Origin of the sequence: Pseudomonas sp. OVF7, from assembly GCF_030644265.1 — a bacterium.
GTDB classification, from domain to species: domain Bacteria; phylum Pseudomonadota; class Gammaproteobacteria; order Pseudomonadales; family Pseudomonadaceae; genus Aquipseudomonas; species Aquipseudomonas gorinensis.
On record NZ_CP128996.1, the window covers coordinates 6,209,858 to 6,236,779 of the forward strand.

19 protein-coding genes, 3 tRNA genes and 1 riboswitch are annotated in these 26,922 nt (G+C 60.8%); of the genes, 2 read left to right on the forward strand and 20 right to left on the reverse strand.

The window, feature by feature from the left end; genetic code table 11:
* Positions 1–182 precede the first annotated feature (182 nt).
* The 7 genes from QU606_RS28200 to ltaE form a co-directional block, all read right to left on the reverse strand.
* Positions 183–259: transfer RNA gene (locus QU606_RS28200), tRNA-Arg, on the reverse strand.
* A gap of 72 nt (positions 260–331) precedes the next feature.
* A tRNA-Arg gene (locus tag QU606_RS28205) sits at positions 332–408 on the reverse strand.
* A 108-nt stretch (positions 409–516) separates the two neighbouring features.
* Positions 517–607: transfer RNA gene (locus tag QU606_RS28210), tRNA-Ser, on the reverse strand.
* Between the two features lie 62 nt (positions 608–669).
* A complete protein-coding gene (gene csrA / locus QU606_RS28215) occupies positions 670–858 on the reverse strand; it encodes a carbon storage regulator CsrA (RefSeq protein WP_003175645.1) in 189 nt (62 codons plus the stop codon).
* A gap of 175 nt (positions 859–1,033) precedes the next feature.
* Positions 1,034–2,275: an aspartate kinase gene (locus QU606_RS28220; protein WP_024076998.1), complete on the reverse strand. Its 1,242-nt coding sequence runs from the start codon at positions 2,273–2,275 to the stop codon at positions 1,034–1,036.
* A 97-nt stretch (positions 2,276–2,372) separates the two neighbouring features.
* Positions 2,373–4,991 carry an alanine--tRNA ligase gene (gene alaS, locus QU606_RS28225; protein ID WP_069076862.1) on the reverse strand — a complete coding sequence of 873 codons (2,619 nt, stop codon included), beginning with the start codon at positions 4,989–4,991 and terminating at the stop codon, positions 2,373–2,375.
* A gap of 146 nt (positions 4,992–5,137) precedes the next feature.
* On the reverse strand, positions 5,138–6,142 hold the full coding sequence (ltaE, locus tag QU606_RS28230) for a low-specificity L-threonine aldolase (protein WP_304997865.1): 1,005 nt from the start codon (positions 6,140–6,142) through the stop codon (positions 5,138–5,140).
* Between the two features lie 190 nt (positions 6,143–6,332).
* Positions 6,333–6,502, forward strand: a riboswitch (FMN riboswitch).
* Positions 6,503–6,615: 113 nt separating this feature from the next.
* On the opposite strand from ltaE, the gene QU606_RS28235 reads away from it, so the two are divergent.
* Positions 6,616–7,125, forward strand: coding sequence for a 6,7-dimethyl-8-ribityllumazine synthase (locus tag QU606_RS28235; protein WP_024077001.1), 510 nt, complete (start codon positions 6,616–6,618; stop codon positions 7,123–7,125).
* 87 nt (positions 7,126–7,212) lie between these two features.
* Here QU606_RS28235 and astE read toward each other — a convergent pair whose 3' ends face one another.
* The 7 genes from astE to QU606_RS28270 all read right to left on the reverse strand — a co-directional run bounded on the left by astE (position 7,213) and on the right by QU606_RS28270 (position 15,038).
* Positions 7,213–8,217: a succinylglutamate desuccinylase gene (gene astE / locus QU606_RS28240; RefSeq protein WP_024077002.1), complete on the reverse strand. Its 1,005-nt coding sequence runs from the start codon at positions 8,215–8,217 to the stop codon at positions 7,213–7,215.
* A gap of 11 nt (positions 8,218–8,228) precedes the next feature.
* The gene (locus QU606_RS28245; protein ID WP_024077003.1) at positions 8,229–8,519 is read right to left on the reverse strand and encodes a hypothetical protein; all 291 of its coding nucleotides are present in this window, start codon (positions 8,517–8,519) and stop codon (positions 8,229–8,231) included.
* 23 nt (positions 8,520–8,542) lie between these two features.
* Positions 8,543–9,889: an N-succinylarginine dihydrolase gene (astB, locus tag QU606_RS28250; protein ID WP_024077004.1), complete on the reverse strand. Its 1,347-nt coding sequence runs from the start codon at positions 9,887–9,889 to the stop codon at positions 8,543–8,545.
* 156 nt (positions 9,890–10,045) lie between these two features.
* Positions 10,046–11,515: a succinylglutamate-semialdehyde dehydrogenase gene (astD, locus tag QU606_RS28255; RefSeq protein WP_162163615.1), complete on the reverse strand. Its 1,470-nt coding sequence runs from the start codon at positions 11,513–11,515 to the stop codon at positions 10,046–10,048.
* The gene (astA, locus tag QU606_RS28260) at positions 11,512–12,537 is read right to left on the reverse strand and encodes an arginine N-succinyltransferase (RefSeq protein ID WP_024077006.1); all 1,026 of its coding nucleotides are present in this window, start codon (positions 12,535–12,537) and stop codon (positions 11,512–11,514) included. The genes astD and astA overlap by 4 nt, the downstream gene beginning before the upstream one ends.
* Positions 12,538–12,584: 47 nt before the next feature.
* A complete protein-coding gene (gene aruF, locus QU606_RS28265; protein WP_024077007.1) occupies positions 12,585–13,604 on the reverse strand; it encodes an arginine/ornithine succinyltransferase subunit alpha in 1,020 nt (339 codons plus the stop codon).
* A gap of 213 nt (positions 13,605–13,817) precedes the next feature.
* A complete protein-coding gene (locus QU606_RS28270) occupies positions 13,818–15,038 on the reverse strand; it encodes an aspartate aminotransferase family protein (protein ID WP_024077008.1) in 1,221 nt (406 codons plus the stop codon).
* Between the two features lie 310 nt (positions 15,039–15,348).
* Here QU606_RS28270 and QU606_RS28275 point away from each other — a divergent pair, with 310 nt between their 5' ends.
* Positions 15,349–21,267, forward strand: coding sequence for a dermonecrotic toxin domain-containing protein (locus QU606_RS28275; protein ID WP_304997866.1), 5,919 nt, complete (start codon positions 15,349–15,351; stop codon positions 21,265–21,267).
* Positions 21,268–21,278: 11 nt separating this feature from the next.
* Here the strand turns inward: QU606_RS28275 and QU606_RS28280 are convergent, their stop codons facing one another.
* From QU606_RS28280 to QU606_RS28310, 6 genes are all read right to left on the reverse strand, one after another.
* Positions 21,279–22,259: a GlxA family transcriptional regulator gene (locus tag QU606_RS28280; protein WP_024077010.1), complete on the reverse strand. Its 981-nt coding sequence runs from the start codon at positions 22,257–22,259 to the stop codon at positions 21,279–21,281.
* 217 nt (positions 22,260–22,476) lie between these two features.
* Positions 22,477–23,241, reverse strand: coding sequence for an ABC transporter ATP-binding protein (locus QU606_RS28290; RefSeq protein ID WP_003214336.1), 765 nt, complete (start codon positions 23,239–23,241; stop codon positions 22,477–22,479).
* Between the two features lie 27 nt (positions 23,242–23,268).
* Positions 23,269–24,381 (reverse strand): succinylglutamate desuccinylase/aspartoacylase family protein, encoded by a 1,113-nt coding sequence (locus tag QU606_RS28295; protein WP_150055560.1) that lies wholly within the window; start codon positions 24,379–24,381, stop codon positions 23,269–23,271.
* A gap of 1 nt (position 24,382) precedes the next feature.
* Positions 24,383–25,081 carry an ABC transporter permease gene (locus tag QU606_RS28300; protein ID WP_304997867.1) on the reverse strand — a complete coding sequence of 233 codons (699 nt, stop codon included), beginning with the start codon at positions 25,079–25,081 and terminating at the stop codon, positions 24,383–24,385.
* Positions 25,078–25,767 carry an ABC transporter permease gene (locus QU606_RS28305; RefSeq protein WP_024077013.1) on the reverse strand — a complete coding sequence of 230 codons (690 nt, stop codon included), beginning with the start codon at positions 25,765–25,767 and terminating at the stop codon, positions 25,078–25,080. Before QU606_RS28305 ends, QU606_RS28300 begins: the two co-directional genes overlap by 4 nt.
* Positions 25,768–25,858: 91 nt before the next feature.
* On the reverse strand, positions 25,859–26,644 hold the full coding sequence (locus QU606_RS28310; protein ID WP_024077014.1) for an ABC transporter substrate-binding protein: 786 nt from the start codon (positions 26,642–26,644) through the stop codon (positions 25,859–25,861).
* Positions 26,645–26,922: the final 278 nt, after the last annotated feature.

The window sequence follows — 26,922 nt, forward strand, 5'->3', positions numbered from 1 at the left end:
ATTTTTAACGTCAAAAAACTGGAAAGAACAAGCGCTTGCGAGTCAAAGCTCAGCATTAGCCGCATCTATGAACTGCGACGACGCAGCCCGGGAGGAAAACACATGGGGCCGGAGAAAAAGAACACATTCCACATAAACCCCAGACGGCAAAAAGCCCGCACTAGGCGGGCTTTTTGTTTGTATGGTGCACTCGACAGGATTCGAACCTGTGACCGCTCGGTTCGTAGCCGAGTACTCTATCCAGCTGAGCTACGAGTGCAGATTGTGTTTTTAGACCAGATCACAACTGGTTGAAGCCGAACCAGCTGCATTACTGCAACTGACTCTTAAATGGTGCACTCGACAGGATTCGAACCTGTGACCGCTCGGTTCGTAGCCGAGTACTCTATCCAGCTGAGCTACGAGTGCATTTGTTGCCGCGCATTATAGGCCGTTCAATCTCTATGTAAAGCGATTTTTTCGAGTAATTTCAACAACTTACCGATAAATCCAGATTGCAACGTACTAAGCAAATAATGGCGGAGAACGGGGGATTCGAACCCCCGACACCCTTTTGAGGTGTACTCCCTTAGCAGGGGAGCGCCTTCGGCCACTCGGCCAGCTCTCCGCAACACGGGGCGTATATTAACCACGTTCATCCCCGTTTGCAAACATAAAAAACGATAAAAATTAAAGGCTTGGTTCTTCGTCCTTCTCTTTCTTGATCCGCAGGTAGATTTCCTCGCGGTGGACCGCTACCTCTTTCGGAGCGTTAACCCCGATACGCACTTGATTGCCTTTGACGCCGAGCACGGTCACGGTGATTTCGCCATCACCAATAATCAGGCTTTCTGCGCAACGACGAGTCAGAATCAACATACCTTTCTCCTCACGCATTTCAGTTCAGGAACAACAGTCTGCAAAAAAAAGGCATTCGACCTACAACCAAAAGGCCGTAGCCCTACCTGCCTAAGTATTGTCGAGCACAGGTAAAAGAACATGGGCCCGACAAAAAAATGAAAGGCGCGGTAAACCGCGCCTTCCTGGCATTGCATCACTCGCCCTGTCGGGCCGGAGCGTCCAGCTCAAAAGCGGTATGCAGTGCGCGTACAGCCAGTTCCAGGTACTTCTCTTCAATCACCACCGATACTTTGATTTCCGAGGTGGAGATCATCTGGATGTTGATGCTTTCCTTGGCCAGGGCCTCGAACATACGGCTGGCAACGCCGGCATGGGAACGCATGCCCACACCTACGATCGACACCTTGGCGATCTTGGTATCGCCGACCACTTCACGCGCGCCGATCTCGCTCGCGGTGTTCTGCAGGATACGTTCGGCCGCATCGTACTCGTTGCGGTGTACGGTGAAGGTGAAATCGGTGGTGTTATCGTGCGAAACGTTCTGCACGATCATATCGACTTCAATGTTCGCGCCGCTGATAGGCCCGAGGATCTTGAAAGCCACGCCCGGGGTGTCTGGCACGCCACGGATCGTCAGCTTGGCTTCATCGCGATTGAAGGCGATGCCGGAAATGATCGGCTGTTCCATGGATTCCTCTTCATCAATAGTAATAAGGGTGCCCGGACCCTCTTTGAAGCTGTGCAATACGCGCAGCGGAACGTTGTACTTGCCGGCGAATTCCACCGCGCGGATCTGCAACACCTTGGAACCGAGGCTGGCCATTTCCAGCATCTCTTCGAAGGTGATCTTGTCCAGGCGCTGGGCCACGGACACCACGCGCGGATCGGTGGTGTAGACGCCATCCACATCGGTGTAGATCTGGCATTCGTCAGCCTTCAGGGCTGCGGCCAGCGCTACGCCGGTGGTATCGGAACCGCCACGCCCGAGGGTGGTGATGTTGCCCTGCTCGTCAACGCCCTGGAAACCGGCGACAACCACGACACGCCCTTCCTTCAGATCAGCACGGATCTTCTGATCGTCGATCTGCAGGATACGCGCCTTGGTGTGCGCGCTGTCGGTGAGGATGCGCACCTGGCTACCAGTGTAGGACACCGCCGGCACGCCACGCTTATTCAGCGCCATGGCCAGCAACGCAATGGTGACCTGCTCGCCGGTGGACACGATCACATCCAGCTCACGCGGCAGTGGTTGTTGATCGCCACTGATTGCCTTAGCCAGATCGATCAGGCGATTGGTCTCGCCGCTCATGGCGGACAGCACCACCACCAGGTCATCGCCGGCATCGCGGAATTTCTTAACCTTGTCGGCAACCTGCTCGATTCTTTCGACAGAACCGACCGAGGTACCTCCAAATTTCTGTACGATCAAAGCCATTTCTAAGCCGCCTCAGCCCGTAAAGGGGCGCCCAATAAACCAATCTTCCAGCAACCGAGCGAGCCCATGACTAGACCATGGGCCCGTTACCAGCGCCTTAAATACCTGCCTCGACAAACGGCACGGTCAGGGCCAGGGCCGCGTCCAGGGCACCAGCGTCTACACCACCGCCTTGCGCCATGTCCGGACGACCACCGCCCTTCCCGCCCACTGCCGCAGCGGCTTGCTTCATCAAATCACCGGCCTTGAGTTGACCGGTCAGGTCCTTGGTTACACCGGCAACCAGAACGACCTTATCCTCATGGACACTGCCGAGCAGGATCACTGCGCGGCCGAGCTTGTTCTTCAACTGATCGACCAAGGCCAGCAACGCCTTGCCATCCTGACCGTCCAGGCGCGCTGCCAGGACTTTCACACCCTTGACGTCCAGGGCGGAAGCAGACAAATCGTCACCTGCCGCGCTGGCAGCCTTGGCTTGCAACTGCTCCAGCTGTTTCTCCAGCACGCGGTTGCGCTCGAGCACGGCCGACAGCTTGTCGATCAGATTGTCGCGGCTGCCCTTGACGAGCGTAGCCGCTTCCTTGAGTTGTTCTTCAGCCGCATTGAGATAGGCCAGGGCCGCAGCACCGGTCACCGCTTCGATACGACGTACGCCCGATGCCACACCGCCTTCGCTGATGATTTTCAGCAGGCCGATGTCGCCCGTACGGTTGGCGTGGATACCGCCACACAGTTCCACCGAGAAGCTGCCGCCCATGCTCAGTACACGCACGTTGTCGCCATACTTCTCGCCGAACAGCGCCATGGCCCCCTTGGCCTTGGCGGTCTCGATATCGGTCTCTTCGGTTTCCACCGGGGTGTTCTTGCGCACTTCGGCGTTGACGATGTCTTCCAGGGCCTTGATTTGCTCCGGCTTGATCGCTTCGAAGTGGCTGAAGTCGAAGCGCAGGCGCTGACTGTCGACCAACGAGCCCTTCTGCTGGACGTGCTCGCCCAATACCTGGCGCAGTGCAGCATGCAGCAAGTGAGTGGCCGAGTGGTTCAGCGACGTGGCGTGACGCACATCGGCGTCTACCTGGGCGTCCACTGGCGAACCGACGATCAGGCTGCCCGACGCCAATACACCGTGGTGCAGGAAGGCGCCGCCGGTCTTGGTGGTATCGCGCACATCAAAACGACCGGAGGACGCCTTGAGGAAACCGCAGTCGCCAATCTGGCCACCGGACTCGGCGTAGAACGGCGTCCGGTCCAGGACCACCACGCCGTCGTCACCTTCGTTCAAGACGTCGACCGACTGGCCGTCCTTGTACAGCGCAACGACCTTGGCCGCACCGCTGGTGGCCTTGTAGCCGGTAAATTCGGTGGCCACGTCAACCTTGACCAGGCTGTTGTAGTCCATGCCGAACGAGCTGGCGGAACGCGCGCGCACACGCTGGGCCTCCATCTCACGCTCGAAGCCTGCCTCGTCCAGGGTCAGGTTACGCTCACGGGCGATGTCGCCGGTCAGGTCCATCGGGAAGCCGTAGGTGTCATAGAGCTTGAACACCACGTCGCCCGGCACCACGCTGCCTTGCAGGCCGGCGAGGTCTTGCTCGAGGATTTTCAGGCCCTGCTCCAGGGTCTTGGCGAACTGCTCTTCTTCAGCCTTGAGCACGCGCTCGATGTGCGCCTGGTTCTGCTTGAGTTCCGGGAATGCATCGCCCATCTCGGCAACCAGGGCCGCGACGATCTGGTAGAAGAAGCTACCGCTGGCGCCCAACTTGTTGCCGTGACGGCAAGCGCGACGAATGATACGGCGTAGCACGTAGCCACGGCCTTCGTTGGACGGCAGCACGCCGTCGGCAATCAGGAAGCCGCAGGAACGGATGTGGTCAGCCACCACTTTCAACGACGCCTGGTCTTCATTGGCACAACCAATGGCCTTCGCAGCCGCGGCCAGCAGGCTCTGGAACAGGTCGATTTCGTAGTTGGAATGAACGTGCTGCATCACCGCACTGATCCGCTCCAGGCCCATGCCGGTATCTACCGACGGCGCTGGCAACGGATGCAACACACCATCGGCGGTGCGGTTGAACTGCATGAACACGTTGTTCCAGATTTCGATGTAACGGTCACCGTCTTCTTCCGGCGAACCCGGTGGGCCACCCCAGATATCGGCGCCGTGATCGTAGAAAATCTCGGTGCAAGGACCGCACGGGCCGGTATCGCCCATGGTCCAGAAGTTGTCGGAGGCGTACGGCGCGCCTTTGTTGTCGCCGATACGCACCATGCGCTCAGGCGGCACCCCGACTTGCTTGGTCCAGATGTCGTAAGCCTCGTCATCGCTGGCGTAGACGGTGACCCAGAGCTTTTCCTTCGGCAGTTTCAGTACGCCGGTCAGGAAGGTCCAGGCGAAGTTGATCGCATCCTGCTTGAAATAATCGCCAAAGCTGAAGTTGCCGAGCATTTCGAAAAAAGTGTGGTGACGGGCGGTGTAGCCGACGTTTTCCAAGTCGTTGTGCTTACCACCGGCGCGCACGCACTTCTGGCTGCTGACGGCACGGGTGTAGGCGCGTTTTTCCTGGCCCAGGAAGCAGTCCTTGAACTGGTTCATCCCCGCGTTGGTGAACAGCAGGGTGGGGTCGTTGCCTGGGATCAAGGAGCTGGAGGCGACACGGGTGTGACCTTGCTCTTCGAAGAAGCGAAGGAAGGCTTCACGGATTTCTGCGCTTTTCATTAGGTTCTTCCACGGAGTCTGCGGCCAAAGGCCAGTGCGCAACATCATCAGACGGAGCGACGGCAAAGGGCCGCATTATATCGGCCCTTTGCCGGTGGTACAGCGTGTTTATGTGATAGAAACAGTCAATTAGACGGTCTGCACGCTCATTTGCGCGAAAACTCGACGAATGTTTGCACGACCTGCTCGATTTGCGCCCGGCTGACATCCAGATGCGTGACCATGCGCAGACGCGGCGCGGCGCTCAATTTGACCCCGCGTTCAGCGGCAAAGGCTTTCAAGGCTTCGGCCTGCTCACCGATCTGTACGTAGACCATATTGGTCTGCACCGGCTCCACGGTATAACCGGCCTTGCGCAACTCATCCCCCAGCCATTGCGCATTGGCGTGATCGTCGGCCAGGCGCTGCACCTGGTGGTCCAGCGCATACAGCCCCGCCGCCGCCAGGGAGCCGGCCTGGCGCATGCCACCGCCGACCATCTTGCGCAGGCGCCGCGCCTTGGCGATCAGCGCCGTGGAACCACACAACACCGAGCCAATCGGCGCGCCGAGGCCCTTGGACAGGCACACCGACACCGAATCGAAGTGCCGCGTGATCTCCCGCGCATCCACCTCCAGCTTGACCGCTGCGTTGTAGAGGCGCGCGCCGTCCAGGTGCAGGGCCAGGCCATGTTCACGGGTAAAGGCCCGGGCTTTCGCCAGGTATTCCAGTGGCAGCACCTTGCCCTGCATCGTGTTTTCCAGGGCCAGCAGGCGGGTGCGGGCGAAGTGGAAATCGTCGGGCTTGATCGCGGCCAGCACCTGGTCCAGGTCCAGGGAGCCGTCCGCCTGGACTTCCAGCGGTTGCGGCTGGATCGAACCCAGCACCGCCGCGCCGCCGCCTTCGTATTTATAGGTGTGGGCCTGCTGGCCGACGATGTATTCCTCGCCGCGCTCACAGTGCGCCATCAACGCCAGCAGGTTGCTCATGGTGCCGGTCGGGACGAACAACGCCGCAGGGAACCCCAGGCGCTTGGCCAGTTCGGCCTCCAGGCGGTTGACGCTGGGGTCTTCACCGTAGACATCATCGCCACTGACGGCGCTGGCCATCGCGTCGAGCATGCCGGGGGTGGGTTGGGTCACGGTGTCGCTGCGCAGGTCAATCACGGTCATGAAACAGGCCTCTGGCGGATTGGATAAGTCCCTTTGTGAGTGATTACTGCGGGCAAAGCCACGGAATATCAAGCCCCACTCGCATTCAATCGAATACCAACCAAACAAACCGATATAGGTTATCGATACAGCGATCGTGCAGTTTTTGAAAAACCATGTTAAAAACTCTCCGCCGCCAGGGTTCTGGTGGCAACGTTCTCAGGGCGGGGTGCAATTCCCCACCGGCGGTAATTGCGCGCAATGTGCATAGCCCGCGAGCGCTTGGCGCCTCGAACTGCTCACGCAGGACGGCGACAAGGTCAGCAGACCCGGTGTGATCCCGGGGCCGACGGTCATAGTCCGGATGAAGAGAGAACGGGATTGGCACCTAAGGGCCGCACGCTGACCGCATGCCTGCATGACTCAGCGGTTCGTACCCTTAAATCCCATTCGATTCATAACGCCCTGTTTTTTTCTTAAACAGGAGTCAGAACATGCAACCCACCGCAATCGACAGCAAAAGCAAAAACCACCACGGTGAGCGCGTCGCGTTTATCCAGGCCTGCTGGCACAAGGATATTGTCGACCAATCCCGTAAAGGCTTCCTCGCCGAAATGATCGCCCTGGGCTACCAGGAATCGGACATCGACTTCTTCGAAGTCGGCGGCGCCTTTGAAATGCCCCTGCACGCCAAACTGCTGGCCAAGACCGGCCGTTACGCCGGTATCGTCGCCGCCGCGCTGGTGGTGGATGGCGGCATCTACCGTCACGAATTCGTCGCCCAGTCGGTGGTCAGTGGCCTGATGCAGGTACAGCTGGAAACCGAAGTGCCAGTGTTCTCGGTGTCCCTGACCCCACATCACTTCCATGCCGGCAGTGAGCACCACACATTCTTCTACGAGCACTTCGTACACAAAGGCCAGGAAGCTGCGCGCACTTGCGCCGACACCCTGCACAAGGTGCGTGCGATCCGTCGCAGTGAGCCGCGGGCCCTAGCGGTCTAAGCAACACTGCAAAACAAAATGTGGGAGGGGCGGTGCGACGATTCGACTTGCCCCCTCCCACATTTGGATCCGGATACGCCTTGAGACCTATGCCAGGCCCACGTCCGTGGTCGGCACGATCAATATCCCTGCCCGCAAGCCATTCTTCACCTTCGGGTTGGGGAAGATGATGCGTGCCCCCTCCTCCTCGATCACCCAGCGGGTCTTGGCGACATCTTCGGCCAGCAGATAACCCTTTTCCAGTTCCGAAAAGTTTTCCACGTCCGCCGGCAGGTGCAGCAGGAACGCATCGCTGTGCTTGATGACTTCCCGCGACACGGCGAACAGTTTCAAGCCGTCCAGGCTGTCAGTCTCAGGCTCGCTGCCTTCGATGATCTGCGTGAGGCGCAGCTCCAGGCGGGAAACATTGACGCCCTGGTTCTGCCCGAACGGCCGCGCCTTGCCCAGCTCCAGGGTGAAGGCTTCGGCACCGAGTTGTTCGTAGGTAAAGGCAGTGAAGGTGATCGAGGTCTTGTTCTGCAACAGCACCGCCTGCATGCCGGCAGCGCTCAAGCGGGCCAGTTCGCGCCGCGAGTGCTGGCGCCCGTCCTTCCATGGGTAAAGGGCGAACTGCTCGATCTTCGAGCCGCGAATCGCAGTGTGCAGGTCGTAATGCAGGCGCGAACGGCCAGGCACGCTGAAAAAGCTGCGGGCCAGTTGCTCCAGCTCGGCGGCACGCATGGCCTCGGGGCCGATGTTTTGTTCATGACGGCCGTTGAACAGCCGGTTGACGTCCAGTTCGAGGTAACGTTCACCGCGGCGCATGGCCTCGGGGTTGCCGAACAGGAACAGAATACGGGTGCGGGGCTTGATCTGCCCACGGGCAATGCCATGCAACAGGCGGTCGAGCAATTCGATCGGCGCGGTTTCGTTGCCATGGATACCGGACGACAGCAGCAGGTCGCCGCCGTTGTCGCGGGCTTGCGGCGGGCGTACTTCGAGTGCGCCCTCGCTGAGCCAGCGCATCTGCACGCCGTCGACAGTCAGTTGAATTTTTTGCGCCGGTTCGCGACCGGCGAGGGTCAGTTCAAGCAGTTTGCCGAGGGCGAGCATACGCAGCTTCCTTAGTGGTTGCAGCCTGGGCCGTGGACGTGATCGTCATCATCACCTTCAACGTCGGCCGGTTCCATTTCCAGTTGCAGGCTCATCAGGTTGGTAGCCAGTGGGCGCATCAGCAGGTTGGCGTATTCGGAGTCGCCTTCTTCCACATCCACACCGATCAGCAGCTGGCCACGGCCGTCGTGCTGGATCCAGATTTCCTTACCCTGCCAGACCACGGCGACGCGGGTGCAGGAGGTTTCCAGCTGGGTGCCGTCGGTGTCTTCAAGGATCAGTTGCAGGGTGTCGGTGCTCATAAATAACTCTCAGCCGTACGGCGTTAATTGATCTGGAAAGGATAAACCGAGCCCAGTTTAAGGATTTGCGTCAGTTCATCCAGTGCCGTCCGGCACTCAAGCAGCAATTGCGGGTCAGCCAGGTCGGTTTCGCGCAGGCTGTCGCGGTAGTGCTTGTCGACCCATTGGGTCAGTGTGTCGTACAACGGCGCGGTCATGATAACCCCTGGGTTCACCGCTGCCAGCTCGGTTTCGTTCAACGCCACGCGCAAACGCAGGCACGCCGGCCCACCGCCATTCTGCATGCTTTGCTTGAGGTCGAAGACCTTGACTTCGCGAATCAACCCACCGGACGCCGTCAGGCCTTGCAAGTAGTGCCATACGCGCTCGTTGGCGCGGCATTCTTCGGGCACGATCAGCAACATCGAGCCATCGGCGCGGCTCAGCAGTTGGCTGTTGAACAGGTAGGAACGCACGGCGTCCTCGACACTGACCTGGGCGCGCGGCACGCAGATGGACTGGAAATTGCCGCCCAACCGGCCCAACTTGCCCTGCAACTCGGCAAGCATCTGCTCGGTATTGAGGAACGCATCCTCGTGGTAGAACAGCACTTCGCCGTTGCCCACCGCGATCACATCGTTGTGGAACACGCCGGCATCGATCACGGCCGGGTTCTGCTGGGCGTAGACCACGCCTTCATCTTTCAAACCGTGCAGCCGCGCAACGGCTTGCGACGCTTCCAGGGTTTGACGCGCCGGGTATTTCTGCGGGGCGGGGTAACGGCTGTCGAACGCGCTGCGGCCGTACACGAAAAACTCCACACCGGCCTGGCCATAGTCGCGGCAAAAACGCGTGTGGTTGGCTGCGCCTTCGTCACCGAACTGCGCCACGGCCGGCAGTGCCGCGTGGTGGGCAAAGTGTTTCTGGTCAGCAAACATCGCCCCCAGCACGCGGCTGGTCGTGGGGTGTTCGATGCTGCGGTGGTATTTGCAATTGAGGTTGGCGGCGGTGAAATGCACGCGGCCATCCGCAGTGTCGGCGCTCGGGCTGACGGTGGCGGCATTGGCCACCCACATGCTCGATGCCGAACAACTGGCCACCAGCAGCGGCATGGCGTGCTTGGCCGCCTGCTCGATCACTTGGGCGTCGCTGCCGCTGAAACCGAGGTTGCGCAAGGCGGCCACGTCCGGACGTTCCTGAGGCGCGAGCACCCCTTGCACGAAGCCCATGTCCATCAGCGCTTTCATCTTCTGCAAGCCCTGCAACGCGGCTTCCTTGGGGTTGGAAGACTGCTGGCTGTTGCTCTGGGACGCGACGTTGCCGTAGGACAAACCGCCGTAGTTATGGGTCGGCCCCACTAGACCGTCAAAATTGACTTCATAGGATTTCATCGGCGAGGCTCCACGAACATCTGTTTTTATAGGCTTCAAAAGTCTTCAACACACCACAAATCCAGTGTGGGAGGAGGCTTGCCTCCGATAGCTGACTGTCAGTTGATAAATCAGATGACAGACACACCGCCATCGGGAGCAAGCTCCCTCCCACAGTCAGATCAGTGTGATGCCGGGGGTTAGCGTGGCAGGCACCACCAGGCTCGGGGTCTCCAGCGACGCCACCGGGTACGCGCAATAATCCGCCGCGTAATAGGCACTGGCGCGATGGTTGCCCGACGCCCCTACCCCACCAAATGGCGCGGTACTGGCGGCGCCGGTCAGCTGTTTGTTCCAGTTGACGATCCCGGCACGGCTTTCCAGCCAGAATTGCTGGTAACGCGCTTCGGAATCGGACAACAAGCCAGCGGCCAGGCCGTACTGGGTGTTGTTGGCTTCGGCAATCGCCGCGGCGAAATCAGCGTAGCGGATCACCTGCAACAGTGGGCCGAACAGCTCTTCATCTTCGCGCTCGGTCACCCCCGTGACGTCGATGATGCCCGGCGTCAACAAGGCGGCCTGCTCCTGGGGCTGGGTCATTTCCAGCAGGGCTACGGCACCATTGGCCAACATCAGTTCCTGGGCTTGCATCAAGGCTTTGGCCGCCGCCAGGGAAATCACCGAACCCATGAACGGCGCGGGTTGCTGGTCGAAGGCACCGACGCTGATCGATGCGCTGACCGCCACCAGGCGCGCCAGCAACGCATCGCCCCAGGCGCCTTCGGGCACCAGCAGGCGACGGGCACAGGTGCAGCGCTGGCCGGCGGAGATAAACGCCGACTGGATAATGGTGTAGACCGCCGCATCCACATCGGCCACTTCGTCCACCACCAAGGGGTTATTGCCGCCCATTTCCAGGGCCAGGATCTTGTCCGGACGCCCGGAGAACTGCTGGTGCAGATGGTTGCCGGTGCGGCTGGAGCCGGTGAAGAACAACCCATCGATGCCTGGGTTGGCCGCCAACGCAATGCCGGTTTCCCGCGCGCCTTGCAGCAGGTTGAGTACGCCCGCCGGCAAACCGGCGTCGATCCAGCATTGCACGGTCAGCTCGGCGACTTTGGGGGTCAGCTCGCTCGGTTTGAACAATACGGTGTTACCCGCCAGCAGGGCTGGGACGATATGCCCGTTGGGCAAGTGACCCGGGAAGTTGTAAGGGCCGAACACCGCGACCACACCGTGGGGCTTGTGGCGCAATACGGCGGTGGCGTCGCCCAGCGGGCCGCTCTTCTCGCCGGTACGCTCGCGGTAGCTTTGTACCGAGATGGCGATCTTGTTGGCCATGCTGGTGACTTCGGTGGCCGACTCCCACAGCGGCTTGCCGGTTTCTTCGCCGATGCAGCGGGCGATTTCATCGGCGCGGCTTTTCAGGGTATTGGCGAAGGCCTCAAGCACACTGATGCGTTCCTCCAGCGGGCGCCGGGCCCAGCCCGGAAACGCCTGGCGCGCCGCCTGCACGGCGGACTCAACCTGTTCGACGCTGGCGCCATTGCCGGCCCACAGCACTTGCTGGGTCACCGGGTTGCGCGATTCGAACAGCTCACCCTGGCCTGCCAGCCAGCTACCTGCGATATACAGCGAATTCATTATTTCGACTCCCGAGCAGCAGACAACGGTACGGCACGCACTTGATCACCCACTACCAGTTGCAGGCGCTTGGCGGTCAACGGATCCACCACCAGGGTGCCTGCCGCCAGGCGCGCCGGTGCGGCGGTGATGCGGCAGTCTTCGCGCTTGCGGTTATGGATCAGGAACGGCGTGGCGTCGTCACCTGGCGTGCCAATGGCCAACACCAGGGACTGGCTGTCGCGCACCGCACGAATCTTGCTGGTTTCACACTCCACGGCCGGGCCGGCGTCGAAGATGTCGACATAACCCTGGTAGCTGAAGCCTTCGCTCTTGAGCATGCTCAGGGCCGGTTCGGTGTCCGGGTGGACCTTGCCGATCACGTTGCGCGCGTCTTCGGAAAGGAAGCAGCTGTACAGCGGGAACTTGGGCATCAGCTCGGCGATAAAAGCCTTGTTGCCCACGCCAGTGAGGTAGTCGGCCTGGCTGAATTCCATCTTGAAGAAATGCCGGCCCAGGCTTTCCCAGAACGGCGAACGCCCGGCGTCGTTGGACACCCCGCGCATCTCGGCAATGATCTTGTTGCCAAACAGCTGCGGGAATTCAGCGATAAACAGCAGGCGCGCCTTGGCCAGCATGCGGCCATTGAGGCCAGTGCGGTAATCGGCATGCAGGAACAACGAGCACAGTTCGGAATTGCCGGTGAGGTCGTTGGCCAGGAACAGCGTCGGGATCTCACGGTAGATATTCAGTTCCTGGGAGGCGCTGACGGTCAGGCCTACACGGAAGTTGTACCAGGGCTCACGCAGGCCGACGGCGCCAGCGATAGCGGAAATCCCCACTACGCGGCCTTCGTCGTTTTCCAGCACGAACAGGTAGTCGGCATCGCCGCGCCCGGCTTCGCCGCGAAAGGTTTTTTCCGCCCAGCCGACCCGGTGGGTCAGGCGCTCTTCGTTGGCCGGCAAGGTGGTCAGGCCGGTGCCGGTGCTGCGCGCCAGATCAATCAGGGCCGGTAAATCGCTGCTGCGTACGGGACGAACGATCATGCTATCTCCTCAAACGGGCCGCTTTGCAGCCACCCGCGAAACTCTATTTATACCGCTACCAGGCGCACACTCGCGCCGTCGCCGACACCCAGGGCTTCGGCCGCGGCCAAGTCCAGGGTCACCGGTTTGCCGGGGGCGTAATCCAGTTCCAGCATCACCGCGCGGTAGTCCTGCAACTGGCCGTTGCTCACCAGGTACTGGCGGCCGACGCCCTTGACCATTTCACCGATCTTCACCGGCACCACACGGCTCTGGGCGATCGAGCGAATCCCCGAGACCCGTGCGTGCAACGTCGGGCCACCGTCGAAGATGTCGATGTAATGGTCGGTCTCGAAGCCTTCGCGCATCAGGATGTCGAAGGTGATCTGCGCCCGCGGGTGCACCTGGCCCATGGCTTCCTGGGCTTCGTCCGGCAGCAGCGGTACATAGATCGGGTAATGCGGCATCAGCTCGGCGAGGAAGGTTCGGCTTTTCAGCCCGCACAGGCGCTCGGCGGCGGCATAGTTGAGGTCGAAGAAATTGCGCCCGATCGCATCCCAGAACGGCGAGTCACCGTTCTCATCGCTGTAGCCGACAATCTCGGTCACCACCGAGTCGGCAAAGCGCTCGGGGTGGCTGGCAACGAACAACAGGCGGCCACGGGAATTGAGTTCCGACCACGGCGAACCGACCAGCTCGGGCACCACGTAGAAGCTGGTGAGCAGGCTGTTGCCGGTGAGGTCGTGACACTGGGAAAGCACGTGGATCTTGTTGTGAATCTTCAGCTCACGGGAGGCGTGCACGAAGGTTTCGTTGCGAAAGCTGTAGAACGGCTCCGAGTAGCCGGCCGAAGCGACGATGGCCGAGCAGCCCGCCAGCTTGCCGGTCTCGGTGTCTTCCAACACAAAGAAATAGCTCTCTTCACCGTTGAAACTGACCTCGGCCGCGAAGGACGCTTCGCTGGCCGCGATCTTGTCACTCAGGCGTTCGACATCATCCGGCAAGGAAGTGACACCAATCGGGCTGTCCGCAGCCAGACGCTGTACCTCGCCCAGATCAGCCATTTGCGCGGGGCGCATCACCAGCATGGTGTCACTCCTTAACTCGAAAACTCATAGGGAAAAAATACCGGACAGGTCAGGAACACCACCTATCCTCTTGTGGGGCGAATTTCAATGTGGGAGGGGGCTTGCCCCCGATAGCCGTCTTCCAGTTGTTGCATCAGTGACTGATACACCGCTATCGGGGGCAAGCCCCCTCCCACATTTTTGACCCGGTCCAGCCAGCAAAATGTGTCGCTATCAGGCTTGGGTCAGGGTTTTTACCGCACGTTCGAAGCGATCCAGGCCCTCGTTGATGTCCGCCTCGTCCACCACCAGGCTCGGCGCGAAACGCACCACGTCGGGGCCGGCTTGCAGGATCATCAGGTTTTCTTTCTCGGCCGCGTTGAACACGTCCTTGGCCTTGCCTTTCCAGGCGTCGCTCAACACGCAACCCAGCAGCAGGCCGAGGCCGCGCACTTCGGTGAAGATGCCGTACTGCTTGCCGATCTGTTCCAGGCGCGCCTTGAACAGGTCGTGCTTGGCGTTGACGCCAGCCAGCACTTCAGGCGTGTTGATCACATCGATCACCGCCCCCGCCACCGCACACGCCAGCGGGTTGCCGCCGTAGGTGGTGCCGTGGGTGCCGACCACCAGGTGCTTGGCCAAAGCTTCCGTGGTGAGCATCGCGGCAATCGGGAAACCGCCGCCCAGGCTCTTGGCACTGGTGAGAATGTCCGGCACCACACCGTAATGCTGGTAGGCGAACAGGTGGCCGCTGCGGCCCATGCCGGTCTGCACTTCGTCGAACACCAGCAGCGCGTCGTGGGCGTCGCACAGTTCGCGGGCGCCTTGCAGGTAGGCCAGCTCGGCCGGCAGCACGCCGCCCTCGCCTTGCACCGGCTCCAGCACCACGGCGCAGGTCTTGTCCGACACGGCGGCTTTCAGCGCGGCCAGGTCATTGAACGGCACATGGGTGATGCCGGTGATCTTCGGCCCGAAGCCGTCGGAATACTTCGACTGGCCACCGACGTTCACGGTGAACAGGGTACGGCCGTGGAAGCTGTTCAGCGCGGCGATGATCTCGTACTTCTCGCTGCCGAAACGGTCGAACGCGACACGACGGGCCAGCTTGAACGCGGCCTCGTTGGCTTCGGCGCCGGAGTTGCAGAAGAACACGCGCTCGGCAAAGGTGGCGTCGATCAGCTTGTGCGCCAGGCGCAGGGCCGGCTCATTGGTGAACACGTTGGAGACGTGCCACAGCTTGTTGGCCTGTTCGGTCAAGGCACCGACCAGCGCCGGGTGGGCGTGGCCCAATACGTTGACCGCGATGCCGCCGGCAAAGTCGATCAGCTCGCGACCCGCCTGGTCCCACACGCGGGAACCTTTGCCACGCACGGGGATGAAGGCAGCAGGTGCATAGTTGGGCACCATCACCTGGTCGAAATCGGCACGTTGCACCGGGGCTTGCTCAACGGACATCGGAGTCTCCTGAAGAGGAACGCCTGCCTGGAACTGGCGGGCGATGCAGGGATTGTAAGGACAGTTTTCAGTGCGGCCTTGTCGCCAAGCGACAACTTCTTATAGCGCCAACCCGCGATTTTCGCGGGTTTACGCCAATGCGACAAATAGCATCGCAATGGCGCAGTTTAAACGCTGGCGCGTCACAACGGCAGATGGTCAAGCCGGATAGCTGCAACGTAACGGGCGGCCGGTTATCTATCTACCCCCGATGGGCCCACCGAAATTGGTCTGCTCTCACGCCTGTTCATCACACCAAGGCGTCCCCCCCATGACCCAACCGACCTCATCCCTTCAACTCCCGGACCTGGCGGTTTATCGCGACCCGCACATGGACATCCTCACGCAGGCCGTTCCCGACTGGCTGCCCAACCTCTCCCCAGCCAGACGCACCGCGCTGAGCAACGTCCAGCCGGACCTCCCCGCGTGGTACAAAACCGCCCCCCCTGAAGCCCATGACACCCTCAAAACCCTGGTGAGCGCTGCCTGGAAGGCGAAGACCGCGGTCGATCAGGCCATGGGCAACCTGAAGTCGCCGCAAGACTTCGCCGCCCCATTGCTCCAAGCGCGCCTCAAGCAACGCTTTGGCGTTGAGCCAGATGTCAGCGCCACCTACTTGCGCCTGTACATTCCCCAAACCATCCCCTGGTTCTCCGTTCGCTCGGGGGCGGCAAGAACCTGGACCGTTTCACTGGTAGACGCCGCCCTGCACAACTTTGAAGCGGGCGAAGTATTCGAAGCGTCATCCGGTTTCATCACCCAGCCCACCCGTACCGGTCAATTCGACAGCCTGCCTTCTCTCGACGCGCACATCGCGGTCGATCAGTTCACTGCCCTGTGCCGGGAACTGGACATCGGCGCCCAGTACCAGCGCTACCTTGAACAATTCTTTGATTTCAAAAACCCGGTGGCCGCAACCCGCCTGCGATTGAAGCTCAAGCAAAGCCAGGTGGCGGACTTGAGCGTCGCGTTGCAGATGGCCCGGATGAAAGGCGATCTGCCCGATGATCAATCCTTCATACGCTTGCAACGCCTGCTCAACACCGACGACAGCCAAAGCACCTGCTACCCGCTGCTGTGCTACAGCCTGAGCATCATGTCGACCACGCTGACCGGCATCGTGCTGTTTGCCGAAAACATTGGCAGTCGTCACCCGGTAGGTGTGATTGCCTATATCCCGGACGACCCCTACGCGCCGCTCAAACAGTACCCCACACTCGCCGACTTCATGAGCGCATTGGGCAACCACCTGCGCAACGCCGAGTACCAACAGTTCTTCAGCCGCTTCGTCAATCACGAAGAGCGCGGCCCCTTCTTCGCCGACCTCAACCGCCGGCTCTCCAAGGTCACCTGGCACCCGCACACCCACGGCGACCCGCTGCCGTCCTGGCGTGAGACCCCCATCGACCATCCACACCTGGCGTTCCGCGCCAGCGGCATCAGCGGGGACCTGTTCAGCCACCTGTTCCAGGCAACGCTCAGCAAGGTGTTCAACGATGCCCGCGCCATGGCCGTGTCCACGGCAAGCGTCGATCAGAAAGTACGCTGGGAGCGCTGGGCCATCGTGCAAAAAGTCGCGTCGGCGATCCTGCAAATCGCAGCGTTCATCGTCGCCCCATTTGTCCCTCCCGTGGGCCTGCTGATGCTCGGCTACAGCGCCTATCAAATGCTCGACGACGCCTTTGAATGGATCATCGACTGGGCGGTGGGCGACGTGACCGAGGCATTCGGGCACTTGTTATCGTTCGTGGAGCAAGGCGTGGAACTGGGCTTGTTCATCGCCGGCGCGCCCATGGCCGCCGGCGCCCTACGCGCCTTGCTGCCCTCCGAAGCGGTGAAGTTTTTCAACCGCCTCAAGCCCGTCATGCTGCCCAATGGCAAGGCTCGGCTCTGGAAACCGGACCTCGCGCCCTACGCCCACGATATCCAACTGCCCAGCCACGCTTACCCCGGCCCAGAAGGGCTGCATCCCCATAACGGTAAAGATATCCTGCTGCTGTCGGACAAACCCTTCGTGGTACTGACGGATCCGAAGACCCAACAGCCCTACCTGAAACATCCCACCCGAACCAACGCCTACCGCCCGCCCCTGCTGACCAATGGCAAAGGCGCCTGGCTGAGCGAGCTGGATACCCCCTTGAGTTGGGACAGCGCCACGCTCATGAAACGCCAGGGGCCGAAAACGGCCGGGCTCAACGATGAACAACTGGCCATGGCTCGCCATATCAGCGCCATCGACGACGGCGCCTTGCGCAAGATGTACGTCAACCAGCACCGACCGCCCCCGCTGCTGACCGATACCCTTGAACGCTTCCAGATCGACCGGGCGCTGCAGGACTTCATCGACCAAATGAACAGCGATGACCCAGCGATTTACAAACGGGCCGATGCGCAAACCCAACTGCACCTGCTTGCCAACCTGAGCCTTTGGCCAAAAGCCAAGACGTTGCGCTTCCTCGATACCCAGGGCAAAACGCTCTGGGAACTGCCCGGTGAAAAAAACGCCAGCGTGGTGCAAGTACATGAAGCCCAATTGAAAAACGGCGACCTGCTGAAAACCTTGCTGGAAGCGCTGGACGAACCACAACGCAAAACCTTGTTGGGGGAAGCGTTCGGTGATCCGGTCACCTCCATGTCCAATCGGGCGCTCAAACTCAGAAAAAAACTGGGCGCACTGGCCCAATCGCATCGCCGCGAGTTGTTCGAGACCCGCTACCTGCTGCTCGATAAACCGGGCAACCCGCGCCAGCAAACATTGATCGACAACACGCCAGGCCTGCCACTCAGCGCAGCCGACGCCCTACTGGAGAGCGCCAGCAGCACAGAACTCAAAGACGTCGACCAAGGTACCGTCCCGGCGCGCTTGACCCAGCTGGCTCAAGCGCTGCGCGACGAGGCACAGGTCAACCATGCCTATGAGGGCCTGTATCTGGATTCGACGGACGACCTGGGCACCCATCGACTGGCCTTGCACTCCCTGGAGCGACTGCCTGGCTGGTCAAAAAAAATACGCCTCGAGATACACGACCAAACCGGCATCCTCATGGATGCCATCGGCCCACCGAAGGCACGGATCAAGCGCACCCTGGTACGTTCCCCCGAAGGGCGATACACCCCCCAAGACAGCCGCGGCCCACTGTCTGGCGAAACAGACCTGTACACCGCACTCCTCCAGGCCCTCCCGGATGCCAGGCGCGACGCCCTGGGCCTGCACATCGGCCAAGGCCCGGCACTCAAGCAGGCATTGCGCAAGCATGCCTTGGAACGCCAACCCTTGCGCAGGCTGCTCGGCGCCCAGCCGGCCCACCCGCCCGCCGATAGCCGCACCCACCTGCGCTTGCTGGGCATGGATGCCTACCCACCAGCGCCTGCGGGGCCGGCCGCACAACCCGACCTGCGGGGCATGGCACGGGAACTGTTTCCCGCCCACACCGACGAACAAATCGCCGATCTGATCGAGGACCTCAACAGACGTCCGGGCGGGGCCATGCCGATCTTGACCGCGCTACGCCTGGAATACCTGCAACTCGATCTCGACCTGGCCGCCTGGGTAGCCGACACCCCCAGGTACTCCGCAGACGCTGAGGTGAATATCAGCCACCAGGCACACAACGATGCGCGGCAAAATCGCCGCCTTTTCCGGCAGGCGCTGCTACGTGGCTGGCGCCGGGAAACCGAGGTTGACGCATACTTCGCCCCTCCTGCCCGTAACGGCCAGATGCTCAAACTTCCCTACCCCCTTTCCGGGGAGCTGCCGGCCTTGCGGGCAAACTTCGAACACATCTCCTACCTGGAACTCAAGGGCGACCAAACGGCCCTGAACGTCGATAGGTTTTTGCGCAGTTTCCCCAGGCTGCGTTACCTCAGCATCAGCAACGCTCAGTTGGGCGACCTACCGTTGGCCATCAACACCTCGCCCACCCTCAATACCTTGATTCTCAGCGAATGCAACATCACCCTGACGCCCGCGAGCCTGGCCAGGCTGACCGCCATGAACGCGCTTCGGACCCTGGACTTGTTCAATAATCCGCTGGAGCGGGTTCCCAGTGTCGAGAACATGGTTGACCTGCAGTTTCTGGACTTGTCCAGCACGGGCATATCCGCGATGCCTGCCGGCTTGCTCAGCCGACCGGCGCTGGAACTGGCGGTGCTCTCCAGCAACCAAATCACTCAAGTGCCGCCCGCGCTCTTTGAGCTGCCGGCCGATACCACCAAAACGTTCGACCTCTCCGACAACCCGCTGTCACGAGCGACCCTGGAGCAGGCCAAGACCTACTACCAACGCACGGGCATCTATTGGGGGATCGACGCTTCAGACGTGGATATCCGCCAAGTCAAATCGCTGTTCCCTGACTTCAGCGTGGATGAAGTCAACCGCTTTATCTTTGGCCTGCCCGGGAATCTGGAAATGGGCCAGATCGAATTGGCACGATTGGAAACTGAATACGCGGGCCTGTCCGACGGGCTCGACACATGGGTCAGGCAAACCACGCTGCCCGAGGAGCAAACCCGGCGACAAGCGTTCAAACAGACACTCCAAGCCTGCTGGCGTCGGGAGGGCGAATTGGATGAGCAGAGCCTGCAGGTCATCCCCACTTACACCCTGGAAAACTCGCAACCCTTCGAGGGAGAATTCCCCCCTCTCAACAGCACGTTCAACCATGTATCGTCGTTGCGCCTGCAAGGGTCGGGGGCGCCGTTTCCGTTGCAGTCGCCACTGTTTTTCAAAGGGTTTCCTTCGCTCAACCATCTGGCTATCGAGCACTACGGGCTCAGTGATATCCCCGATGCGGTGTTCGATCTCCCCCAACTCTCGTCATTGCGCCTGCCCCACTGCCGCCTCACGCTGTCAGCCGAGAGCGCCGCATCACTCGCCACACTGGCCAACCTGGAGGAGCTGGACCTCAGTCATAACCCACTGGCTCGGTTCCCGGACTTTGCCCTGCCTCCCAGGCTTACCCGCCTCAACCTTCAAAAGACGGACCTGCCGCAAATCCCCTCAGGCCTGCTGACCTCCGTCGAACGCAAGCGCATCGACTTGAGCGACAACCTGATCACCCAGGTTCCCGAGGTAGCGTTCACCTTACCCGCAAACGTAACGGCGGCATTCGACCTCTCGCGCAACCCGCTGTCCAGGTCGACGCTGATGCAGATCAAACGCTATTGCCAGCGCACCGGCGAACATTTCCAGGCCGACGCGCCCACGCCAATGCGCGACAGGATCAAAGCGCTGTACCCCACCTTTGCCGAAGGTGAAGCCAATCGCTTTTTCTTTGAGCTGCCAGGCGGCCTGGACGAAGCCGCGCCGGCGCTTGAACGTCTTGAGGCCGAATATGAAAAACTGCGCGCCGATCTCCAGCAATGGGCGCTGGACACTCCCCAGCGACACCCGATTCTGGATGTGCCCCTGGATGAGCAAACACGAGCACAGGATCAACTCAATCGCATGGCCTTCAAGACATTACTTGAAGACGCCTGGCGCCGCGAAACCGAACTGGATGACAACAACGGCAGCCTTGAGGTCACCCACAGGCTGGGGTTCGACGCCCCGATCCTGGGCGAGCTGCCAGAACTGAGCGCACGCTTTGACCACATATCGTCCTTCGAGCTCGATGGAGAGGGCACGACGACCCGGGTCGATGGCCTCCTCAAGTGCTTTCCCAAACTCAAAAGCCTGACCCTCTGCAAGCTCAGCCTGGGCACGATTCCACCCACGGTGTTTACACTGACCGGGTTGAATACCCTGAGCCTGACCGAGTGCGCTATCGGATTAACCCCCATCAGCGTCGACGCGCTGTCAGGGGTCACGAACCTGGTGTATCTGGACTTGAGCGAGAACATCCTGGGCATCCCCCCCGATGTCAGTCACCTGACCCAACTGGAGTCGCTGTACTTGCAAGACACCGAGATCAGCGAACTACCACGAGGACTGTCCGCCTTGCCCGAGCTGCGCACCCTGGACTTGAGCGACAACCTGATCGAAGTGCTGCCCGCCGACTTTCTGGAACTGGCCTCGCCACTCGACCATACATCCGATTTGAGCGGCAACCCCTGGTCGGCGCAAAGCCTCAGCTACCTCAGGCAGTATTACCTGCAAACCGGCAACGACTTGGCAGTTGCACAGGCCCGCCTGGACACGCAGGGCAACCCGCTGGTCAGGCCCGCTTCGCCGGATAGCATGGAGGAATGAAGCGCGCCTGATCAGCCGCGCTCGGACGGTACCGACGACAACTCGAAAGGGCTGCTGCTGCGCCGTTGGTTGCGGTCTTCGCGAGGGGTGGCGCCGAAGAAGTTGCGGTAGGCGCTGGAGAAATGCGGCCCCGAGGAGAAGCCGCAGGACAGGCCGATCTGGATGATCGACTTGCTGGTTTGCATCAACATCTGGCGGGCCTTGTTCAGGCGCAGTTCCAGGTAGTACTGGCTGGGGACGCGGTTGAGGTATTGCTTGAAGATCCGCTCCAGTTGTCGTCGCGACACGCACACATGCTGGGCGATTTCATCAGTGGTCAACGGCTCTTCGATATTGGCTTCCATCAGCAACACCGCCTGGGTCAGCTTCGGATGGCTGGAACCCAGGCGGTTTTGCAACGGGATACGCTGACGCTCGCCACCTTCGCGAATGCGCTCCACCACCAGTTCTTCGGAGACCGCACCGGCCAGCTCGGCGCCGTGGTCGCGGGCCAGTACCGCCAGCAGCAGGTCAAGCACCGACATGCCACCGCAGGCGGTCAGGCGATCACGGTCCCAGTCGAACAGATGGCTGGTGGCGATGACCTTGGGGAAGCGCTCGGCGAAATCGTCCTGCCAGCGCCAGTGCACGGCGGCACGGTAGCCATCGAGCAGGCCCAGTTGCGCCAACGGGTAAACGCCGGCCGACAAGCCACCGATCACGCAACCGGCGCGAACGAGCTGCTTGAGCGCGGTGCTCAGTTGCGAAGCGATCACGGTCGGCGGTTCGTCCGCCAGCAGGAACAGCTTCTGGAAGCCTTCGAGCTTGCCGGCCCACGGCTCGCCTGGCAATTGCCAGGCACCCTGGGTTGGCGGCTCGGCCAGCAGAAACGAGAGTTCGTAGACCACCTCCGGATGCACCCGTTGAGCAACGCGCAAAGCCTCCTCAGCCAGCGCAAGCGTGAGTGCTTTTGTGCTGGGCCAAATCAGGAAACCAATTTTGTGGGCGGTCATGGAGTGCTATCCGAAGCCTGTAACAGTAATAAAGACAAAGGCCAATGCTAGCCCGTAAACCAACACAAAGCTTAAAAACGATGAAGACCTGCTTTCCTGTAGGAGCGAGCTTGCTCGCGAAAAACCTGAGAACCCCACGGGGTATCAGGCTTCCCGCGTTACCGTTGACGATCTTCGCGAGCAAGCTCGCTCCTACAGGGGGGAGCAGCGGCCTTGATTATTTCAAGCTGCCGGACAGGAACTGCTGCAACCGCTCGGACTGCGGGTTGACCAGTACTTCCCGCGGGTTGCCGCGCTCTTCCACGATGCCTTTGTGCAAGAACACCAACTGGTTCGACACTTCACGGGCAAAGCCCATTTCGTGGGTGACCACCACCATGGTGCGGCCTTCCTGGGCCAGGTCCTGCATCACCTTGAGCACTTCGCCCACCAGTTCCGGGTCCAGCGCCGAGGTGGGTTCGTCGAACAGCATCACCTCCGGCTCCATCGCCAGGGCACGGGCAATCGCCACGCGCTGCTGCTCACCGCCAGACATATGGCCAGGGAACGCATCCTTACGATGGCCCACGCCCACCTTGGCCAGGTAATGCTCGGCCTTTTCGCGGGCGTCTTTTTTCGACATGCCCAGCACATGCACCGGGGCTTCCATCACATTTTCAAGCGCTGTCATGTGCGACCACAGGTTGAAATGCTGGAACACCATCGACAGGCGCGAACGCATGCGTTGCAGTTGCTTGGGGTCGGCGGCCTTCATGGCGCCGTCCTTGTTGGCCACCAGTTTCAGCTCTTCGTTATTGAGCAGGATCTTGCCGGCGTGGGGTTGCTCCAGCAGGTTGATGCAGCGCAAAAAGGTACTTTTGCCCGAACCACTGGAACCGATGATGCTGATCACATCACCGGCCGCGGCGGCCAGGGACACGCCTTTGAGCACTTCATGACTGCCATAGCGTTTATGCAGGTCTTGGACTTCAAGTTTGTACATGCGGTCGGTTCTCACAAAAACAGGTGGTCAGTCGTTGAGCAAGCGCCCGTGACGCAGCGCTTCGCGCCCCGCCACCTTGGCCAGCCAGAAACCCGCTTGGGCATAACGTAGCCGTTCAACGGCAAACAACACCCCCGAGGTGCCCGCGCAGATTGTGCTCACGCGGTCTTCCAGGGGATCAATCACTTCAAAAATCGGCTCGCCCTTCTCGATCCAGTCCCCGGCTTTACGCAGGTAACTGATCACCCCGGCGTGGGGCGCGAACAGCAATTCGGTGCCTTCGAAGGGCACGCCTTCGCACGGTTCGTGTTGCGGCGCCGGCCATTCGCCCTGGATCAGGCCTTGTTCGGCGAGAAACGCGAGGATGCCTTCGGCGTGGAAGATCGCCTCGTCACGCCCCGTGTCCGCCTGGCCGCCCAACTCCAGGGTGGTCGCCAGGCAGGCCAGCGGGATCTGCGCGTCGGGGAAGGCGCGAGACAAGCGCAACCACGGCAACGAGCAGGCTTCATCAAACGAGCTGCCACCGGAATCTTCCGCGAGCAGACCGACTTTCACATTCAAGTGCGCCGACAACGAACGCCACTGCGGCCAGTGCTGGGGCAGCGCGTACATATGCAGCGCGGCTTCGGCGTCGCAGTGCAGGTCGAGGACGATGTCGGCGGTGCAGGCGTGGCCGAGCAGGATGCGCTGCATGCCTTGCAACTGGCTGCTCGGCTCAGGCAAGGCGTTGAGCGCATCGGTCATCGCCTGGCGAATCATGCGCACATTGGCGTGAGGATCATCCCCCAGCCTACCTGTGAGCAACTCGGCCACCGGCTCGCTCAACTCAACGAAATCGCGGTTGAAATTCTTGCCGCTGCCCACCTCGAAACGGCCCTGGTGGCTGCCTTGCAACAGTTGGCCCAAGCCCATCGGGTTGGCCACCGGCACCAGCTCGATCACGCCGTTCAAGGCACCTTGCCGTTCCAGTTCGGTGAGGCGTTTTTTCAGCTCCCAGGCCGCACGCATGCCGGGCAACTCATCGGCGTGCAGGCTGGCCTGGATATAGGCCTTGCGCTCGCCGCTGCCGAAACGGAATACGCTCAGTTGGCGCTCGCAGCCCAGGTGGCCCCAGGGCAACAGGTGATCGATGCGTTCCATATCAGTGCTTCCGTGGAGCCAGGTAGCTCAGCCAGCGGCGCTCGGCCAACTTGAACAGGCGCACCAGGATAAAGGTCAGGCACAGGTAGAACGCGCCAGCGGTGATATAGGCTTCGAACGGCAGGTAGTACTGCGCGTTCACCGTGCGTGCGGCACCGGTGATGTCGATCAGGGTGACGATGGATGCCAGGCTGGTGGTCTGCAGCATCATGATCACTTCGTTGCTGTACTGCGGCAGTGCGCGGCGCAGGGCCGATGGCAACAGGATGCGGCAGTACAGCTTGTAGCGCGACATGCCCATGGCCTTGGCCGCTTCAATCTCGCCATTCGGGGTGGCCTTGAGGCTACCGGCAATGATTTCGGCCGTGTAGGCACTGGTGTTGATTGCAAAGGCCAGGCACGCGCAGAAGGTGGCGCTGGACAGCAGCGGCCACAGGAAGCTCTCGCGTACGGCTTCGAATTGGGCCAGCCCGTAGTAGATCAAGAACAGCTGCACCAGCATCGGCGTGCCGCGGATCACGTAGGTGTAGAGCCAGGCAATGCCGTTGACAATCGGCTGCTTGGACACACGCATCAAGCCCAGGGGCAAGGCGGCGAGCAGGCCGAAGAACAGCGACAAAGCCAGCAATTTCAGGGTGGTCACCAGGCCGCCGAGGTACAGCGGCATGGCCTCCCAGATGACGTTGTAGTCGAAGATCATAGATCAGCCGCCCTTACGCCTACCGAGTAGCGCTTCTCAAGATGACGCAAGGCCAGCAACGAGACGCTGGTAATCACCAGGTACATCGCCGCCACTGCGAGGAAGAAGGTAAAAGGCTCGCGGGTGGCATCTGCCGCCTGCTTGGCCTTGAACATCATGTCTTGCAGGCCCACCACCGAAATCAGCGCGGTGGCCTTGGTGAGTACCAGCCAGTTGTTGGTAAACCCGGGGATCGCCAGCCGGATCATCTGCGGCACCATCACCCGGAAAAACACCTGGAAGCTGCTCATGCCATACGCAAGGCCGGCTTCGGCCTGGCCCTTGGGGATGGCCATGAAGGCGCCACGGAAGGTTTCCGAGAGGTAGGCGCCAAAGATGAAACCCAGGGTGCCGATACCGGCGGCCAAGGGGTTCAAGTCGATATAGTCGTCATAGCCGAGCAACGGCGCGACGCGGTTAAGCAAGTCCTGGCCGCCGTAGAAAATCAGCAGGATCAGCACCAGGTCGGGGATCCCGCGGATCACCGTGGAGTACAAGTCACCCAGCCAGGCCAACCAGCGCACCGGCGACAGGCGTAACGCGACCCCGATCAGACCCAGAACAATGGCCAAGGCCATGGACGACAAGGCGAGCTGAAGCGTCAACCATGCGCCATCGAGGATGACGGCCCCGTAGCCTTTCAACATGATTCAGGTCCTCGAAAAGGGGGATGAAAAAATGGCGCAAACCGCAGGAATTCTGTTGCTTGCGCCATTTCGGACAGACAGCTGCGATGAATTACTTGGCGTCAGCGCCGTAAATATCGAAGTCGAAGTACTTGTCCTGGATTTGCTTGTACTTGCCATTGGCGCGGATCGCGGCAATAGCGGCGTTGATGCGCTCCAGGTTTTCCTTGTCACCCTTGCGTACGGCAATACCTACGCCGTCGCCGAAGTATTTGACGTCGGTGAAGGCTGGGCCCACGAACGCGTAGCCTTTGCCGGCGTCAGTCTTCAGGAAGCCGTCCTGCAGCAGGGTCGCGTCGGCCACGGTACCGTCGAGGCGACCGGCAGCCACGTCCAGGTAGATCTCGTTCTGGGTGCCGTAAGGAACGATGGTGGCGCCTTTAGGCTCCAGGACTTCCTTGGCGAAACGGTCATGGATCGAACCGCGCTGCACACCGATCTTCTTGCCTTTGAGTTCAACCAGGCTGTCGCTGACCGCAGTGCCTTCCTTCAACACCAGGCGCGCTGGGGTCAGGTAGTAGCGGTTGGTGAAGTCCACGGACTTCTTGCGGTCTTCGGTGATGGACATGGACGACAGGATCGCGTCGATCTTGCGCACTTTCAGCGCCGGGATCAGGCCGTCGAACTCCTGCTCGACCCAGGTGCACTTGACCTTCATCTCTTCGCACAGGGCGTTGCCGATGTCGTAGTCAAAACCGACGATGCTGCCATCCGGCGCCTTCGAGGCAAACGGAGGGTAAGCCGCTTCGATACCAATTTTCAGAGGCTTGCCTTCAGCGAAAGCCTGCATGGACAGCACGGACAGCGCCAGGGCGCCCAACAGCACGAGTTTCTTCATCTTGGGACTCCATCGGTATAGGGCAAAACAGCAGTATGAGCCATGGCCCACGATGCGACTGAGTGAAACCGAATAGCGGTGCTGCGTCCTACGCGGGCTACACCTGCGACGACGAGCGAGTGATCGGCATTCTAACGACAGGCCGGAAGCCGATATTTCCTCAATGCGACAACAATTTACAGAAGCACCGAGAAAGCGGTTCCAGCACATTGACAGCCTCTGAATTTTATGCAGAGGCAAAAGACATTAAACCTATTGATACTGCAAATTGCGGGCCT

Coding starts and splice junctions, on each gene's coding strand:
- csrA (WP_003175645.1), bottom strand. CDS start 858: ATGTTGATTCTGACTCGTCGTTGCGCAGAAAGCCTGATTATTGGTGAT.
- QU606_RS28220 (WP_024076998.1), bottom strand. CDS start 2,275: ATGGCTTTGATCGTACAGAAATTTGGAGGTACCTCGGTCGGTTCTGTC.
- alaS (WP_069076862.1), bottom strand. CDS start 4,991: ATGAAAAGCGCAGAAATCCGTGAAGCCTTCCTTCGCTTCTTCGAAGAG.
- ltaE (WP_304997865.1), bottom strand. CDS start 6,142: ATGACCGTGATTGACCTGCGCAGCGACACCGTGACCCAACCCACCCCC.
- QU606_RS28235 (WP_024077001.1), top strand. CDS start 6,616: ATGCAACCCACCGCAATCGACAGCAAAAGCAAAAACCACCACGGTGAG.
- astE (WP_024077002.1), bottom strand. CDS start 8,217: ATGCTCGCCCTCGGCAAACTGCTTGAACTGACCCTCGCCGGTCGCGAA.
- QU606_RS28245 (WP_024077003.1), bottom strand. CDS start 8,519: ATGAGCACCGACACCCTGCAACTGATCCTTGAAGACACCGACGGCACC.
- astB (WP_024077004.1), bottom strand. CDS start 9,889: ATGAAATCCTATGAAGTCAATTTTGACGGTCTAGTGGGGCCGACCCAT.
- astA (WP_024077006.1), bottom strand. CDS start 12,537: ATGATCGTTCGTCCCGTACGCAGCAGCGATTTACCGGCCCTGATTGAT.
- aruF (WP_024077007.1), bottom strand. CDS start 13,604: ATGCTGGTGATGCGCCCCGCGCAAATGGCTGATCTGGGCGAGGTACAG.
- QU606_RS28270 (WP_024077008.1), bottom strand. CDS start 15,038: ATGTCCGTTGAGCAAGCCCCGGTGCAACGTGCCGATTTCGACCAGGTG.
- QU606_RS28275 (WP_304997866.1), top strand. CDS start 15,349: ATGACCCAACCGACCTCATCCCTTCAACTCCCGGACCTGGCGGTTTAT.
- QU606_RS28280 (WP_024077010.1), bottom strand. CDS start 22,259: ATGACCGCCCACAAAATTGGTTTCCTGATTTGGCCCAGCACAAAAGCA.
- QU606_RS28290 (WP_003214336.1), bottom strand. CDS start 23,241: ATGTACAAACTTGAAGTCCAAGACCTGCATAAACGCTATGGCAGTCAT.
- QU606_RS28295 (WP_150055560.1), bottom strand. CDS start 24,381: ATGGAACGCATCGATCACCTGTTGCCCTGGGGCCACCTGGGCTGCGAG.
- QU606_RS28300 (WP_304997867.1), bottom strand. CDS start 25,081: ATGATCTTCGACTACAACGTCATCTGGGAGGCCATGCCGCTGTACCTC.
- QU606_RS28305 (WP_024077013.1), bottom strand. CDS start 25,767: ATGTTGAAAGGCTACGGGGCCGTCATCCTCGATGGCGCATGGTTGACG.
- QU606_RS28310 (WP_024077014.1), bottom strand. CDS start 26,644: ATGAAGAAACTCGTGCTGTTGGGCGCCCTGGCGCTGTCCGTGCTGTCC.